Source organism: Paenibacillus kobensis NBRC 15729 (genome assembly GCF_004000825.1).
Taxonomy (GTDB): domain Bacteria; phylum Bacillota; class Bacilli; order Paenibacillales; family Paenibacillaceae; genus Paenibacillus_T; species Paenibacillus_T kobensis.
In genome coordinates, this window is record NZ_BILZ01000002.1 from 230461 (window position 1) to 246676 (window position 16216).

The window sequence follows — 16216 nt, forward strand, 5'->3', positions numbered from 1 at the left end:
TCGATTCTGTCCGGTCGTTAATTCGCGTGCGTATGCTGCTTCCGGCCCGGAATCTCGCCAGTCGCTTCGAATACGCGAACGATCTCGTCAATTTCTTTCTTCAGCTCGGACAACAGCTCAGCCTCCGGCACTTTGCGAATCATTTCGCCGTAACGGAACAGCATGCCTTCGCCGCGTGCGCCTGCGATGCCGATATCCGCCTCGCGAGCTTCGCCCGGGCCGTTAACGGCACAGCCGAGCACCGACACTTTGATCGGCACTTTGATCTTGGAGATGTACTCTTCGACTTCATTCGCGATCGAGAACAGGTCGATGTCAAGACGGCCGCAAGTCGGACAGGAAATCAGCGTCGCGGCGTTCGTAATCAGTCCGAACGTCTTAAGAAGTTCGCGCGCTACTTTCACTTCTTCGACTGGATCCGCACTCAAGCTGATCCGAACCGTATTGCCGATGCCCATCGCGAGCAGAGCGCCAATACCCGCCGAGCTCTTGATTGTGCCGGTATGAAGCGTACCCGCCTCCGTAATGCCGAGATGGAGCGGATATTTGATCTTCTCCGCTGCCATCGAGTATGCTGCGATTGCCATTGGCACATCGGACGCTTTCAGCGAGACGATAATGTCATGGAAATCAAGTTCTTCGAGAATGCCGATATGGAACAAGGCGCTTTCGACCATTGCCTCAGGTGTAGGGTAGCCATACTTCTCGAGCAGATGGTTCTCGAGCGAGCCGGCGTTAACGCCGATCCGGATCGGAATCCCTTTCTCTTTGCACGCCTGCACAACCGCTTCTACTTTCTCGCGGCGGCCGATGTTGCCCGGATTGATCCGGACTTTATCGACGCCGTTCTCGATCGCAAGCAGCGCCAGACGGTAGTCGAAGTGAATATCCGCTACAAGCGGAATATGAATCTGCTTCTTAATTTCCTTGATCGCTTCGGCCGCTTCCTTGTTGTTGACGGTAACGCGAACGATCTGGCAACCCGCTTCTTCCAACCGTAAAATTTCGGCAACGGTCGCTTCCACGTCCGCCGTCTTCGTCGTACACATACTTTGAATAATAACTTCGTCGCTGCCGCCGATCGTCAGAGGACCGACTTTAACCGGTACCGTATCCTTGCGCAAATACATGACGTACTCTCTCCCATGAACGTCAAAGTCCACCCGGCGGACGGACGGTTCAACTGACCGTCCGCCGGGGTGGAAGCTCCGACGGTAATGTATGATGTCGCCGGCACCCTGAAGCTCAGGGATTAGGCGCTTTCTTCTTTCTTCTTGCCCTTCTTCGTCGTCAACTCCGGCATAATCTTCTCATTGACCACTTGCTCGGTAATGAGGCAGTTGCTTACGTCATCACGCGACGGCACTTCGTACATGACCTCGAGCATAATGCCCTCGATAATGGCACGGAGACCGCGTGCACCCGTGTTGCGTTTAATCGCTTCGCGGGCGATCGCTTCCAATGCGCCCTTCTCGAACTCGAGCTTCACGTTATCCATCTCGAGAAGCTTCTGATACTGCTTCACGAGCGCGTTCTTCGGTTCGGACAGGATGCGCACGAGCGTCTCTTCGTCGAGAGGCTCAAGCGACGAGATAACCGGCAGACGGCCGACGAACTCCGGAATCAGACCGAATTTGAGCAAGTCTTCCGGCAGCACCATCGACAAGTACTCGCCTGGCTTCAGATCCTTCTGGCCGTCGCCAGCCGCGTTGAAGCCGATCACTTTCTTGCCGATTCTCCGTTTGATCAGCTGCTCCAGGCCGTCGAAAGCGCCGCCGCAGATGAACAGGATGTTCGTTGTATCGATCTGGATAAACTCTTGATGAGGATGCTTCCGTCCGCCTTGCGGAGGCACGGATGCAACCGTTCCTTCCAAAATCTTAAGAAGCGCCTGCTGCACGCCTTCGCCCGATACGTCGCGCGTAATCGAAGGGTTCTCCGACTTGCGCGCTACTTTATCGATCTCGTCGATATAGATAATGCCGCGTTCCGCTTTCTCTACATCGTAATCGGCTGCTTGAATCAGCTTCAGCAAAATGTTCTCAACGTCTTCACCGACATAACCGGCTTCCGTCAGAGACGTCGCATCCGCGATGGCAAACGGCACGTTCAAAATCTTCGCCATCGTCTGCGCCAACAGCGTCTTACCGGAGCCCGTAGGACCTACGAGCAAGATGTTGCTCTTCTGCAGCTCAACATCCTCCAGCTTGTTCTGCGAGTTAATGCGCTTGTAGTGGTTATATACGGCAACCGCGAGCGATTTTTTCGCACTCTCTTGTCCGATGACGTAGGAGTCGAGAATCGCGCGAATGTCTTTCGGCTTCGGAATATCTTTCAGATCAAGCTCTTCCTCGTGGCCGAGCTCCTCTTCTACGATTTCCGTGCACAGCTCGATGCACTCATCGCATATATAAACGCCGGGTCCGGCGACTAGCTTGCGAACCTGCTCCTGCGACTTGCCGCAGAACGAGCACTTCAACTGGCCTTTCTCGTCGTTGAATTTAAACATGGAATCACCCTTTCTATAGTGACGTAACCACCTTATCGATCAGACCGTAGGCAACCGCTTCTTCGGCCGACAGGAAGTTGTCGCGGTCCGTGTCGCGCTCGATCTTCTCGTACGGCTGACCCGTCCGCTCTACATAAATTTGATTCAGCTTCTGCTTCGTCTTAATGATCCAGTCTGCATGGATCTTAATGTCCGATGCCTGGCCGCGTACGCCGCCAAGCGGCTGATGGATCATCACTTCGCTGTTCGGAAGCGCGAAGCGTTTGCCCTTAGCGCCTGCCGTCAGCAGCAGCGAGCCCATGCTTGCCGCCATACCGACGCAGATCGTCGATACTTCCGGCTTGATAAACTGCATCGTATCAAATATACCCATACCAGCGGTTACTGAACCGCCCGGGGAGTTAATATAGAGGTGAATATCTTTTTCTGGGTCGTCGGCCGCCAGAAACAACAGTTGTGCGATTACCGAGTTTGCAACGTCATCGTCAATTGCGCTCCCGAGAAAAATGATCCGGTCTTTCAAAAGCCGCGAATAGATATCGTAAGAACGCTCTCCACGATTCGTCTGTTCGACTACGATCGGTACTAAGTTCATTGCGACCAACCTTCTTTCTTTAGCGGAATGGTTACTTCCTTATTTTATCACGTCGCTGCGCCGATGTCATTTTTCAAAGGAAACAGATCGGTAACACATTATACGACGCGGTGTTGCCATTATGTACAGGGATTCGTCCCTATGGGCGGTGAACAGCGTTCACAATTATGTATATGATATGTATATGCACCGAGTGGAAAAATAAGGCACGTTCGAGAACGTGCCTTACTTCCTATTCCGCTTGTCCAGCAAGCGCTATATATGCTATGCCTTAAGCGTTAACCGCTTCTTTGCTGTTCTCGAGAAGGAATTTGATCGTTTGGCGAAGCGCCAGATCTTCTTTCAGGTTCTCAATGTTGCCGTTGCGAGTGAAGATGTCGCGAAGTTCGTCTGCAGGACGGTTGTACGCCTTAGCCAAGTTCTCGAATTCTTCGCTCAGCACTTCTTCGCTAACTTCGATGCTTTCAGCCTTCGCAATCGCTTCAAGCACGAGGTTGTTGCGAACACGTTTCTCTGCGTCGCCTTTCATTTGGCTGCGCAGTGCTGCTTCGTTCTGGCCGGAGAATTGGTAGTACAGCTCAAGGTTCATGCCTTGCATACGCAGGCGGTTTTCGAAATCCTTCAGCATGTAGTCCGTTTCCGTTACAACCATTGCTTCTGGAATTACAACTTCTGCTGCTTCAGCTGCTTTCTCAACGACAGCCGTCTCGCGAGCGCCTTCAGCTTCTTTTGCTTTGCGCTCTTGCAGCTTGCCTTCGAGATCTTGCTTGAACTCAGCAAGCGTATCGAACTCGCTTACGTCTTTGGCGAACTCGTCGTCAAGCGCAGGCAGGTTTTTACGTTTGATTTCGTGCAGCTTCACTTTGAACACAGCTGCTTTGCCAGCCAGGTTGTCCGCATGGTAGCTCTCTGGGAACGTAACTTCTACGTCCTTGAAGTCGCCCGTGCCCATGCCGATCACTTGATCTTCGAAGCCTGGGATGAACGAACCGGAACCGATTTCGAGCGAGTAACGCTCGGATTTGCCGCCGTCGAATGCTACGCCGTCAACATAACCGTCGAAGTCGATTACAGCGATGTCGCCGTTAACAACCGTACCTTCGTCGATTACGCTCAGTTCAGCGTGGCGTTGTTGCAGACGCTCAAGCTCTTCGTTGATCTCTTCTTCCGTTACAGCCGCTACAGCTGCTGGAACTTCGAGACCTTTGTAGTCGCCGAGTTTCACTTCTGGTTTAACCGTTACTTTCGCCGTAAATTTGAACGTTTCGCCTTTCGCGAATTGTTGCACGTCGATTTCTGGACGGTCAACAGGCAGAATGCCCGTCTCGTTCACTGCAGCCGTGTACACATCCGGAAGGATGATGTCGATTGCGTCTTGATACAACGATTCGATGCCGAAACGTTTCTCGAACATTGCGCGTGGTACTTTACCTTTGCGGAAGCCTGGTACATTTACTTTCTGTACGACTTTCTTGAATGCTTTATCAAGCGCTTCCGTAACTTGCTCCGCTTCAACCTCTACGCTGAGCGAAACGAGATTAGTGTCTATTTGTTCCCAAGTTGCTTTCATGGTTTGCTGTCCCCTCCAACAATTACGCATACGAATGCGAAAATCTCACGTTTAATAAACCATTATATTATAAACAACATCCCGCTATTTATCAAGACTCGGGACCGCCGCCCGGTTGTCCGTAAGCGGCAGCTTGCCTCAGAGACCTGCAAGCTTGCTCATACCGAAAGCGGAGCGGTTCCGATATGCCATATGTATCGCGGACCGCATCGTCGTCCGCCGTGCCGTATACGGTCAGCATCAGCATGACATGAAGCGCTGCCGCCCAGCAATCAATGCTATGTTCGCTGCCTTCCTGCATCCACTCGAACGCAGATGTTCCGTATAGATATTGAAGCAAATCTTTCCATAATTCCTGGGCAAAATGCGGCAGCGTCGGGTCAAGCGATTCCACTGCGCCTTCTACGCGTTCCAAAGCGAGCACAGCCGGTTCCGGGAAATCATCCCAAGACAGCGGCGTCATCTCGATATCCAGCGTCACCGTCTCATCGAGTCTCAACAGCGTCACCGTGCCGGCAGTCCCCCGTCTTCGCAGACATTGCAGCGCTTTGAACTGGACAGCCGGATGCTGCGGTCCCCGCTCGAGCCAGTTCTTGATCACTTCATCCACCGCCGGATCGTCCAGATGGACAGCCCGCTCCAGAGCCAGCATCTGCTGATCCGCCATAGGATGATGTTCAATAATATAGAGCACTTGCTTCACGTACGCTTCGTCCTGCACGCTGGGCTTCAGCGCGAGCCGGCGGAATTCTTCTTCGTCCTCTTCAGCACTCGGAATCTCTGCCGCCCATGAATCATCAGGAAAAGCCATCTCCAGCCACGCGAGCAAATTGCTCCATTCTTCGTAGTGGCGTTCATCCTCGCCCCTGCATTGAAGCAGAAAGCGGATTAATTCCTTGGCTTCGCTGAACTGCTCGGCTTCGAGCATGCGTGTCAATTGAATCTGATAATGGTCCAGCATATTCGGGAACAGGTAGACGTTATCTCGATTGCCTTCCCGAGGTTCGTTCGTATTTGTAATGGTAGCACCGCCTTGCATTGGCAGAATCGAACATACGCTCCGCCAAACTTTGGTTCATTATACCATGCCAAGCGATGAAAAACACGAAAGCCGTTTGCTTATAATCTTTTAACTCACTATTGCAGTTTTATCCGGTTTCGAGCCATTTTAAACGAGCGGAACAGGCACAAATATATTTTTCGTAAAACGCCATAATTTTCATTGCGCGTTCGCAATTCATATGCTATTATGAAAATCTCGCGTCCTGGTAGCTCAGCCGGATAGAGCAACGGCCTTCTAAGCCGTCGGTCGGGGGTTCGAATCCCTTCCAGGACGCCATTTCATTACTTAAAGCTCTAATGAATACAAAATCACAACCTCCTTCAACGGATACTCCGTCGAGGAGGTTTTTTATTTTTATAAGCTCAATGCCAGATAAAGCAGGCGGTGTTCAATTCCTAATGGTGTCTCGGAGGCTCCGATTTACTCTGGACATTGCGGGAAGGGCAAATGCCAGCACGGACGAATCGTAGCGACCTTATATTACGAAAAAAGACGCTATCGACAATCTCAACGAATCCTGGGAGCCTTATTAGGCCGACATTCGCCTGTTTTGCAGCTCATTCGGACAAATAGCGTCTGCTCGATTCGTTAGAATTCGAAACAGGCTCATTTGGTTCAAATAAGGCTTCTACGGTTCGTTAGAGCATACGTTGGTTGGTACGAGCACCTTGATTCGTTAGAGCTTACTCACCAGCAACTGCTCGACGAATGGCGTAACCGGCAAATCCGGCAGCTCCTCCAACGCGATCCATTGCGCTCCAAGCGAATCCTGCTCGTCGCCATCCGCTTTCAAGTCGAACGTCTCGCTAAGCAAAGTCACATCATAAATGATTCCGATATGATGCAGTTCTTCGAGCTCCCCCTTAAAAGGATGAATAAGCGTATAAGAGAGTGCCGACCGGATCGTCCCCCTCAACTCCACAATGCCCGTCTCTTCCTCGAACTCTCGAATCAGCGTATCATAAGGTTCCTCGCCGAATTCGATCGTGCCTCCGGGCAAATCCCATTTGCCGGTATGCGGCCCCCGGCCCTTCTTAATCAGAAGAACCCGATTGTCTTTCACCAATACGCCGTAAACGCCCATATGCCTATATTGCTGCATCTTCTCCTGCCTCCACTTCCATGTTCCGTCACTTTACTCAGTCGCGCTTACATCCGGCTTGGTGCCGGCAATCCAAGCATCTGCAGCGCATCGCGAAGCGTCTCTTCGAACTTCGATGTGAGCCACACGCGCAGCCTCAACTTCTCCTCGTCCGACTTCAAGATCGGACGGCTTGCAAGTCTCACCAAAAAATCGCCGATGCACGAATTGCGAAGGCCTTGACCTTCTCGTTACGTCAACTTTTATGATGATGAAGCATCAATCAAACAGAAGCAACTAAAGGAGGATTTATCAATGCCGGATCACGATCAAATCTACAGCAGCGAAGCTGCCGCCTATCATCAGATGATCGCACGCCAACCTTCCCTCGAGCCGTATATCCGGGAAATTCGGCCAATCGACGGGTTGGATATCGTCGACCTCGGTGCAGGAACGGGCAGATTTGCCGTCATGTTGGCTCCTCGAGCGAAAAGCCTGACAGCTCTGGACGCTTCCGCGGCCATGCTGGACATTACGGCACAGCGTCTGACAGGCGCCGGATTGACGAATTGGACGACGAAGACAGCGGACAACCGCTCGCTTCCGCTAGCAGACAGCAGTGCCGATCTTATCGTCGCTGGCTGGACAGTGTGCTATGTGGCGGAAAGCGGCAAGCCCGATTGGGAGAACAATCTGGCAGCCGTCATCGCTGAGATGAAACGGGTGCTGCGGCCAGGCGGAACGATCATCCTATTCGAGACGATGGGAACGGGGACGGAAACGCCGGACCCGCCGCATTTTCTAAAGGAATATTACAAGTCGCTCGTAGAGCAATACGGCTTCTCTCACCGCTGGATTCGGACCGACTATCAATTCGGCAGCCTGGCGGAAGCAAAGGAAACGGCCTCCTTCTTCTTCTCCGACGAGCTCGCGAACCGTGTTGAGACAAACAACTGGGTGAGTCTGCCGGAATGCGCAGGAATCTGGTGGCTGCACGTGTAACAAGCTGTCTGATGAATATAAATGAATATAAATTGCTCGATCTGCAACATAACCCCCGCCTCATTGCGAGGAGGGGGTTATGTTGCAGCTATAATGTTTCTCGAATATGAGGCATAATTTCATTCAGTAACATGATTGCTTCATGAAGTACTTGGATGTCCGCGCCGTCATTATATTGTTTAATCAGTTCAGCAATGTAGAGCATTTCATTCGCTGTGCCGTAATCCGGAGCATAAGCCGCTGCATCGGTGAATGGCTTCGGGTCCAATTCAAGTTCGGCGTTCATAATCTCTTGCGGCGCCAACGAATCGGCTTCACGCACAAACCGGTTAAGATGTTCGCTCACTTCAGTAAATCGTGTTAACCCTGAATCATTCGTCGCTTTATTAATCCACGTAACACCAAACAGCACACTAATTACGAAAGCCATTAAAACAACAGCGATAATATCGCTCTTCGCGTCTTTACTCATCCATGATCCCCCGAACGGTTTCTCAGACATTACTATACTAAATTTTCCACCCCACCTCAATCATCGTATGAACCGGCACCTTCCCGGATATCGTATTACTCCCAATCCACATCGCTAAAAAAGAAGCTTCCGAGGCAGTCTGACGAACAGCCTGGAAACTTCTATCACTACTCTGTTCATCTTAATACGCCAACTTATACAGCAGTTCCATCAGCACCTCTGTACCGGCCGCCATGTCAGCGGGATCCGTATGCTCCAAGGGCGAATGGCTGATGCCAGCGCGGCTCGGGACGAACAGCATCGCTGCCGGGCATACTGCGCTCATGATCTGTGCGTCATGGCCGGCTCCGCTGTGCAGCGGATGACAGCCGATCTGCTTGCGCAAGCAGATCGCTTCCAGTTCCGCCAACAGCTGCCGGTCCATCGGAACCGGCTCGGCATGCATCCATTGCCGGTGAGACAGTCTCAGCGACCTGGATGCGGCAATACCGTAGAACAATTCAACAATATGCCGGGAGAGCGACTCCAGCGCCGCGGCATCCGGATGCCGCAAATCGACCGTGAACAAGACGCTGCCCGCGATAACATTGGAAACATTCGGCGCAACTTCGAGTTTGCCTACCGTCGCAACGAACGGATCGCCCGCTGCGACCGCCTCCCGCTCCAAGGCTAACGTCATCTCCGCCGTACCGGCCAAAGCATCCCGCCGCCAGCCCATCCGGGTCGTCCCGGCATGGTTCGTCTCGCCGCACACCTCGAACGTCAGCCGAACTTGCCCGACGATGCCCTGCACGATGCCGACAGGCAAGCCAAGCTTCTCCAGCACCATTCCTTGCTCAATATGAAGCTCAATATAGGCATGCAGATCGCTGCGCTTACATGGACGGTGAGTGTCCGGACCGAAGCCGGCTGCCGCCATCGCTTCCGCCAGACTGACGCCCTCGTCGTCCGCCACATCGGGAATCCGGCTCATGCTCCAGCGCCCCGTCATATTGCCGGATCCCCAGAACGTCACCGGAAACCGGCTTCCCTCCTCTTCGCACAGCGACACGACCTCCAGCGTTCGCTTCGGCTTGCCGAACTGCTCATGCAGCCGCTGCAGAGCAGTCATTCCTGCCGCAATACCGAGCGCACCGTCATATAAGCCGCCGCTGCGGACTGTATCAACATGAGAGCCGGTCAGGACGGTCTCATCAGGCCGCTCCGTGCCTTCCAACCTTCCGAACAGATTCCCGGCATCATCAAAGTAGGGAGCAAGACCGGCATCCTTCATCCGTTCGAACAACGCATGCTGCGCTTTCATCCATGCCGGGGTATACAGCAAACGGGTAACGCCGCCTTCCCGGTCGGCGCCGTAATGGGCCAGCCACTCCATTAAATTGTGCAGCTGCCGCTCCAGGCTCAACAGCGGTTTCATCCGTCATCTCCTCCCGTCAGCTGCCGCGGTATGTGCTGTAACCTCCCGGTGCGATCAATAGCGGAATATGGTAATGCTGGCTCTCGTCCGCGACACGGAAGCGGATGGCAACCATTTCGAACGGCGTGAACGAGGTCTGCCCGCCATCTCCGCAGCCATAATAGCTGCCAACCTCAAATTGCAGTTCGTAATCCCCCCGTTCCAATTCGCCCCCTGACAACAGCGGTTCATCCGCCCTGCCGTCCTTATTCAGAACAGCCGAGGACAGCTGACGTCTAGCGTCGCCTTCAATTCGCCACAACCCGACCGCCATCCCTTCGGCAGGCTTAGCGCGCTGCAGATCCAATGCGTGCGTCGTAATTCGGCCGGTACTCATCCGCATCGCTCCTTGTCAGCGTATATCGCTGGAATCCGTACGGCGGCCGCGGCTCCGTGTAGACAGCTCCTTCGCCGGCCGCAACTTGCTCGACGACCGTCTCCCACGTCCGGTTATTCGATTCGAACGAGACCGCTGCAAGCTGCGGAAACCTAGCCATGATCCTCATGCCGATCAGATGGAGCAGATGCTGAATGGAAGGAGACGCCACTTCATGAAATACGGTCTGCGCAATATCGCCGATCTGCTCTGCCGGAACATAGCGCGACATATCGCCGCCTATGGCGTCGTCCACATCGCCGTAGGTCCAGGCAAGATTCAAATAAATAAAAAGCGGACGGTCGCTCGTCTCCGGCAATGTCGTGTATTCATCCCGAATAAAGCCGTTAAACGAACTGCCTTTCACTTTGATGAGCTGCACGCCCGATAACCCTCCCGACAATGCGGTTACGATCGGCCCCGACGGCGTTCGCTTCATCCGAATGCTCGCCGTCGTCTGTTCGTTACGGGACCGCCGAAAGACAAACTGGCTGCGCGCGACTCCGCCCTCGATTCCGACCGCTGCCGGATCGAACGGCACCCGCTGAGCGCCAAGCTCGACCTCGTCCACATGGCCGTACCGGTTCATGAACCTTGCCGCCATCACATAGAGGAACGATTCTATCGTACTGCCCTCGAAGTCGGCCGTATGACGCAAAATAAAATTTTTCATCGAATCGGTCGCGACAACCAGCGAATTGTCCCCATCCGTGAAGGACGTCCGGAAAGCTTCTCCTCCAAGCGCAACCTGAACGTTCCAAGCAAAAATGACGTTGTCGTCGCCTTCATAACCCGACTCCGGGATCGGCGTTACTCCCCGCAGCGGCGTCGCATAGGTCCGGTAGACGAATACGTCGCCTTTGCCATACATCAATCCACGGTCCGCAAACATGCGGCATCACTCCCTAACTATTCGTAATGGCCGGCGATTCCGCTCTGCGCTAAGCCGTGCCGATCGTCACGCCTCGTTCTCTGAGCATCCGGCGGTATGCCATGCTGAGCCGGTCGCATCTTAGATGAAGCTCCGCCTGCAAGTCGAGCGGCAGCAGCTCCGGCCGCTGCGCTTCGACGATTCTTTTGTCCTGCTCCAGCAGCCGGCTCTGAAAGTCGATAAACACCTCATCCGGCACGTCCGCCGCATAATTGCGGTACTGCAGCATGAACGCCGAGCAGGTCGTTTCCGTTTCCGGCAGAACGACTAGAAATAGATGAAACCGTTCCTCCGTCTCCGCCGGCTGTTTGAACAGCTTCACGCACAACGGGCTGAATATTTCGTAAATATACCGATTATGCACCCCGATGCCTCGCCCGTCCGGGTCGGGCTGATAGACGATGATCTCATCGGTGCGCAAACATTCTCCGGCGGCATGCACGGCATAATCATTGATTTCGGCATGTGCCGGATCGCCAAGCAGCCCTTCATGCACGAACATGAGATGCGAAATATCGAGAAAATTCTCGATCACGCGAGGTGCTGCCGCTTTGACTGGATAAGGGCCCATTCGAATGGACAAATACGTGTCATCGATCCGGCCGGCGATAGGCGGCAGAAGCGTCCTAGGATCGAAAAGACAAACCCATATTAATCCGTACAGTTCCGTGCAAGCGTACGTTTCGGTTCTCGCCTTAGGCGGTATGGTCTGACCTGCCGGCAGTGCCGGAATACAGACACACCGGCCTTCGCCATCGTACCGCCAGCCATGATAGGCGCAGACGAGTTCGCCTTCCCGTACCGTTCCAAGCGATAAAGGCACTCCGCGGTGAATGCAAAGGTCGCGAAGCGCCCGAACGCCTTCGGACGAACGGAACAATACGACCGATTCGCCCAACACCGTCACAGAAACCGGCTTCTCTGCAACTTGTTCGGACCGTGCAGCCGGATGCCATTCATCGCGAAGCGCGGGATCGAATCTCATGCCCTTCACCCTTCCGCTCTAGGATTTCGGAATCGTACCGGTTACGCCTTGAACGAACCACATCATGTTATGAATGTCATCGTCGGTCAGCACGGCGCCGGCCGCAGCCTTCTCCTTGCCGTCCTGGTCGAGAATCGGTCCGGTAAACACTTGATACGCGCCATCCGTAATCTCTTTCTTCTTCGCCTCGATCAGTTCTCGCACGTCTTGCGGAACGCTTGTGCCGAACGGCGCAATGTCCGCGATACCATCGGCGATCGAGCCCCAGTAATTGGAGGGCTTCCACGTACCGTCAACGACCTGCTGCACTTGATCGATATAGTAAGGCGCCCAGTTCCAAGTCGGATTAGTCAAATAATGCTCCGGCGCATATTTGTTCATATCCGAATCATTGCCAAGTCCGAACACATTGCGCTCCGCCGCCGCTTGAATCCCTGCCGGAGAATCCTGATAGTTCGCCAGCACGTCGACACCCTTATCGAGCAGACTAACCGCTGCTTGTCGCTCGACAGCCGGATCGAACCACGTATTCGTCCATACCACCTGCACGGTCGCATCCGGATTGACGCTTTGCGCGCCGAGCGCGAAAGCATTGATCGTATAAATGACTTCAGGTATCGGAAATGCCGCCGCATAGCCGATCTTGTTGTTCTTCGTCATTTTCCCTGCCGCCATGCCAGCCAAATAACCGGTTTGATAGCCGCGCCCCGCGTAGGTAGACAAATTATCTGCCGTCTTGTAGCCGGTCGCATGAGCAAACTTCACGTTCGGGTATTTCGCCGCCGCATTGACCATCGCATCCATATACCCGAAGCTCGTGCCGAAGACGATATCGTTCTTCTGTGCCAGCTCCTCGAACACGCGCTGCGCATCCGGACCTTCCGGAACGTTCTCGACGATCGTCGACTTAATCCCGAACTTCTCGTCAACCGCTTTCCGGCCGAGATCATGCTGATACGTCCAGCCTCCGTCTCCCGGCACGCCGATATAGACGAATGCGACTCTCGGCTTCTTAGCAGCAGTCTCCGCGTCTGACGGTGCGGTCTCCTGCTTGGTAGAACCGCCCGCATCTGCCGGCTCTTCCTTCGTCTGCGACTCCTTGGAACACGCCGCGGCAAAGACCAGCACAACCATCGTGAGCAATAGCATCCATTTCTTCATATCCGCTCTCTCCTCCCATGTTAGAACCGATGCCGGAGCCGCTGGATTCCAGCGTCACGGCTAATCGGCTTTCGCGCATTCATGGTGTCGGATCTGGATGGGATGATGCCCGCATTGCCGCTCTAATAATGCCTTCATACCCCGTGCAGCGGCACAGGTTGCCGCTGAGCGCTTCTTCGATCTGCTCTCTGGACGGAGCAACCGTCCGATTGTATAACCCGGCCAAGCTGATCACGATGCCAGGCGTACAATAACCGCACTGCAGTCCACCCTCCGCCACGATGGCGCGCTGGATAGGATGAGGCTCGTCGGCATACGATTCAGCCGGATGAGAACCTGAAGCGTGACGCTGCCCGCAGCCGCTCAACCCTTCAATCGTCACGACCGAGCGGCCCTCGCATTGATAGGCCATCATAAGACAAGCATTCATGGGCTGGCCGTCGACGAGCACCATGCACGCTCCGCAGCGTCCTGCTTCGCACCCCGGCTTCGTACCCGTCAAATCCATATCTTCACGGAGCAGATCGAGCAGCCTGCGGGCCGGCTGAACGAGCCGTTCAATCGGTTCGCCATTTACTGTGCAAGACAGCCGGAAATTGGTTTCAATCACCGATATCCCCTCCCCGCCAATGCTGTCTCACCGCATGATAAGGCCGGATCAACTGCTCCGGACGAATCGGCAGCCTGCTAATCCAGCTTCCGCAAGCATTTCTTACCGCAGCCGCGACAGCGGGCGCCAGTCCGACCGTACCAATCTCGCCGACGCCGCGCGGACCGAAAGGATCGTCTTCCGGCAGTTGTTCGACCGCTTCCACGCAAACTTGCCGCGGTATATCCCGAATCGTCGGAATCATATAGGTGTCAAGCTGCTGCCGCGCATATCGCCCTTCCTCCATGACGACGTCCTCTGTCAGCGTAAAGCCAAGCGCCATCACGCTGCCTCCTTCGATCTGCCCGAGAAACCCCATTGGGTTGACGACCGGACCAGCCGCCACGGCATGATCGGTCCGAAGCACGCGCACCTTTCCCGTCAGCATGTCGACCTCGACTTCCGTCACGACCGAGGCATAGCTGTACAGAAAATGCGACCCAACCGCCGGCGTGGCGGAGGACGTGACCGGAAAATCGAATGACGTCTCTTGAACAAGCGGCTCCGCCATAGCCGCCGCAAGCTGACGGTACGTTAGCGCGAGCGTCTGGCAACTCGGCGAGCATGCTTCAGGAGAAGAACGCTCCGACTGGCAATCCCACACCGGGAATGGGTCGGCCGTCCGCCATATCCCGCCTTCGCCTGTCTCCAGCTGATCAAGCGTGCACCCTAGCAGTTCTGCCGCTTTGCGGAGCATCGACTCCGCGAACGGCGGAGCCAACCGCTGCATCGCCTGCCATGCCATCGCCGTCGCTCTCGATGCCGTGGCTGAGCCAGTATGAGGAACGGTATCCGTATCACCTATCACGATACGGATATCCTCACCCGCACAGCCAAAGTGGTCGCGCATAAGCAGCGTCAGAACAGAAATCACGCCTTGGCCGAATTCTTCGAAGCCGAACACGGCTTCCAGCTTGCCGTCGTCCGCCAGCCGCAGTCTTCCGCCAGCCGGATCCGGGATGCCGTAACCTAGTCCTCCGCCGTGCATCACGATCGCCGCGCCTACGCCGCGAAGCAACCAAGGCTCTTCTCCCTGCGCTCCGCCGCCGCGCTTCGTCATCAAGGGCGAGCGCAGTGCCGCTTCCCACACTTGACGGGCTCCGTCAGTCGGTGCAATCTTCTGCCCAAGCGGGCCAGGATCGTCCGCTTCCCGCAAATTGCGCCGCCTAAGTTCCCAGGCATCGAGGCCGAGCCGGTCGGCGAGCCGCTCTATTTGACCTTCCAGCGCAAATATGACCTGATTGCCGCCAAAGCCGCGGAACTCTCCCGCCACGCCGTTATTCGTAAATACGCTGAGCCCTTCGATCAATACGTTCGGGATACGGTACGGCCCCGATGCATGCTCGGTCGCGAACATAAGCACTTCCCTTCCGAGCGTCGCGTAAGCGCCGGTATCGGCCAGAATGTCGGCACGATGGGCGATAATCCGCCCGTCTTTATCCGCCCCCGTCTTCATCCGGATTCGCATCGGATGCCGCTTAATGCTGGAGCGGACCGATTCGCGCCGGCTGTTGTGCATCTTGACCGGCCTGCCCGTGTATAGCGCGAGCAAAGCGCCGTAAGGCTGCACGTTCAACTCGTCCTTCCCGCCGAACGAACCTCCGATCGGACTGGACACGACTCGTATCGACTCTTCCGGCATCGCCAATATACGGGACAGCTGCAGCCGGTCCTTATAACCATGCTGCGTTGGCGAGTATACGGTCAGACGGCCGTCCTCTTCGGGCACGAACAGTCCGCCTTCGGTCTCCATATATAAATGAAGCTGTCTAGGCGTCACATACTCTTCCTCTACGATGACCGCGCAGCTGTCAAATGCCGAATCAGCATCGCCGAACGCCGCGCGCGTCCTTGCCAGCACATTGCCGCCTTCGTGCAGCTGCGGCGCATCCGGCGCAAGCGCCAGCGCCGGATCATCGATAACGGCGAGCTGCTCGTATTGCACCCGAACCGCCGACAGCGCGGCAGCAGCCAGCTCCGCCGTATCCGCCGCCACGGCGGCGATTACGTCACCGACATGCCGAACGCGGTCGGTGCAAAAGACCGGTATATCCTGCGTCACGATGCCGTAACCGTTCAATCCCGGCACATCGTCCGCTGTCAGAACGGCGTGGACGCCTGGCATTTGGGATGCCGCCGATACGTCCACCTCCAGCAACCTCGCATGCGGATAGCTGCTTCGCAATATTTTGCCGTGCAGCATGCCCGGTTTCTTCATATCCGTTAAATAGACGAGCTTGCCCGCCGCTTTCGCCGCTCCGTCCGGCCGCTCCATCCACCTGCCCGCGCTTCGCCGATTGTTCAGCGGGCTTGATGCAGCCGCCCCTTCACTGCTGCTCCTGTCATCGTCCGGCTTCTCCATTCGC

16 protein-coding genes and 1 tRNA gene are annotated in these 16216 nt (G+C 55.2%); 2 read left to right on the forward strand and 15 right to left on the reverse strand.

What is annotated here, in order from left to right; translation table 11 throughout:
- Positions 1-17 precede the first annotated feature (17 nt).
- The 5 genes from ispG to PKO01S_RS02655 form a co-directional block, all read right to left on the reverse strand.
- Positions 18-1130 carry a flavodoxin-dependent (E)-4-hydroxy-3-methylbut-2-enyl-diphosphate synthase gene (gene ispG / locus PKO01S_RS02635; protein WP_127529737.1) on the reverse strand — a complete coding sequence of 371 codons (1113 nt, stop codon included), beginning with the start codon at positions 1128-1130 and terminating at the stop codon, positions 18-20.
- Between the two features lie 122 nt (positions 1131-1252).
- Complete coding sequence (gene clpX / locus PKO01S_RS02640; protein WP_127529738.1) at positions 1253-2509, reverse strand: ATP-dependent protease ATP-binding subunit ClpX; 1257 nt, start codon at positions 2507-2509, stop codon at positions 1253-1255.
- 13 nt (positions 2510-2522) lie between these two features.
- Positions 2523-3104 carry an ATP-dependent Clp endopeptidase proteolytic subunit ClpP gene (gene clpP, locus PKO01S_RS02645; protein WP_127529739.1) on the reverse strand — a complete coding sequence of 194 codons (582 nt, stop codon included), beginning with the start codon at positions 3102-3104 and terminating at the stop codon, positions 2523-2525.
- A gap of 271 nt (positions 3105-3375) precedes the next feature.
- On the reverse strand, positions 3376-4674 hold the full coding sequence (gene tig / locus PKO01S_RS02650; protein WP_127529740.1) for a trigger factor: 1299 nt from the start codon (positions 4672-4674) through the stop codon (positions 3376-3378).
- Between the two features lie 91 nt (positions 4675-4765).
- Entirely contained in the window at positions 4766-5713 is a 948-nt protein-coding gene (locus tag PKO01S_RS02655; protein WP_127529741.1) for a hypothetical protein, read from the reverse strand.
- A 223-nt stretch (positions 5714-5936) separates the two neighbouring features.
- Here PKO01S_RS02655 and PKO01S_RS02660 point away from each other — a divergent pair.
- Positions 5937-6013 (forward strand) — tRNA-Arg (locus PKO01S_RS02660).
- 400 nt (positions 6014-6413) lie between these two features.
- On the opposite strand, the gene PKO01S_RS02665 is transcribed toward PKO01S_RS02660, so the two are convergent.
- Both PKO01S_RS02665 and PKO01S_RS02670 read right to left on the reverse strand, forming a co-directional pair.
- The gene (locus PKO01S_RS02665; protein ID WP_127529742.1) at positions 6414-6839 is read right to left on the reverse strand and encodes an NUDIX hydrolase; all 426 of its coding nucleotides are present in this window, start codon (positions 6837-6839) and stop codon (positions 6414-6416) included.
- A 47-nt stretch (positions 6840-6886) separates the two neighbouring features.
- On the reverse strand, positions 6887-7024 hold the full coding sequence (locus tag PKO01S_RS02670; protein WP_246070419.1) for a DALR anticodon-binding domain-containing protein: 138 nt from the start codon (positions 7022-7024) through the stop codon (positions 6887-6889).
- Positions 7025-7133: 109 nt separating this feature from the next.
- Between PKO01S_RS02670 and PKO01S_RS02675 the strand changes: the two genes are divergently transcribed.
- Positions 7134-7820 carry a class I SAM-dependent methyltransferase gene (locus tag PKO01S_RS02675; RefSeq protein ID WP_127529744.1) on the forward strand — a complete coding sequence of 229 codons (687 nt, stop codon included), beginning with the start codon at positions 7134-7136 and terminating at the stop codon, positions 7818-7820.
- An 88-nt stretch (positions 7821-7908) separates the two neighbouring features.
- Here the strand turns inward: PKO01S_RS02675 and PKO01S_RS02680 are convergent, their stop codons facing one another.
- The 8 genes from PKO01S_RS02680 to pucD form a co-directional block, all read right to left on the reverse strand.
- Positions 7909-8292 carry a hypothetical protein gene (locus tag PKO01S_RS02680; RefSeq protein WP_127529745.1) on the reverse strand — a complete coding sequence of 128 codons (384 nt, stop codon included), beginning with the start codon at positions 8290-8292 and terminating at the stop codon, positions 7909-7911.
- A 181-nt stretch (positions 8293-8473) separates the two neighbouring features.
- On the reverse strand, positions 8474-9709 hold the full coding sequence (locus PKO01S_RS02685; RefSeq protein ID WP_127529746.1) for a Zn-dependent hydrolase: 1236 nt from the start codon (positions 9707-9709) through the stop codon (positions 8474-8476).
- Positions 9710-9725: 16 nt separating this feature from the next.
- Positions 9726-10085 carry a hydroxyisourate hydrolase gene (uraH, locus tag PKO01S_RS02690; RefSeq protein WP_164779448.1) on the reverse strand — a complete coding sequence of 120 codons (360 nt, stop codon included), beginning with the start codon at positions 10083-10085 and terminating at the stop codon, positions 9726-9728.
- The gene (pucL, locus tag PKO01S_RS02695; protein WP_127529748.1) at positions 10036-11016 is read right to left on the reverse strand and encodes a factor-independent urate hydroxylase; all 981 of its coding nucleotides are present in this window, start codon (positions 11014-11016) and stop codon (positions 10036-10038) included. Before pucL ends, uraH begins: the two co-directional genes overlap by 50 nt.
- Positions 11017-11065: 49 nt before the next feature.
- A complete protein-coding gene (locus PKO01S_RS02700) occupies positions 11066-12040 on the reverse strand; it encodes an aromatic ring-hydroxylating dioxygenase subunit alpha (RefSeq protein ID WP_127529749.1) in 975 nt (324 codons plus the stop codon).
- A gap of 18 nt (positions 12041-12058) precedes the next feature.
- Positions 12059-13201, reverse strand: coding sequence for a BMP family ABC transporter substrate-binding protein (locus tag PKO01S_RS02705; protein ID WP_127529750.1), 1143 nt, complete (start codon positions 13199-13201; stop codon positions 12059-12061).
- A gap of 79 nt (positions 13202-13280) precedes the next feature.
- Complete coding sequence (locus PKO01S_RS02710; RefSeq protein ID WP_127529751.1) at positions 13281-13811, reverse strand: (2Fe-2S)-binding protein; 531 nt, start codon at positions 13809-13811, stop codon at positions 13281-13283.
- Positions 13804-16212: a xanthine dehydrogenase subunit D gene (gene pucD / locus PKO01S_RS02715; protein WP_127529752.1), complete on the reverse strand. Its 2409-nt coding sequence runs from the start codon at positions 16210-16212 to the stop codon at positions 13804-13806. The genes PKO01S_RS02710 and pucD overlap by 8 nt, the downstream gene beginning before the upstream one ends.
- Between the last annotated feature and the right edge of the window lie 4 nt (positions 16213-16216).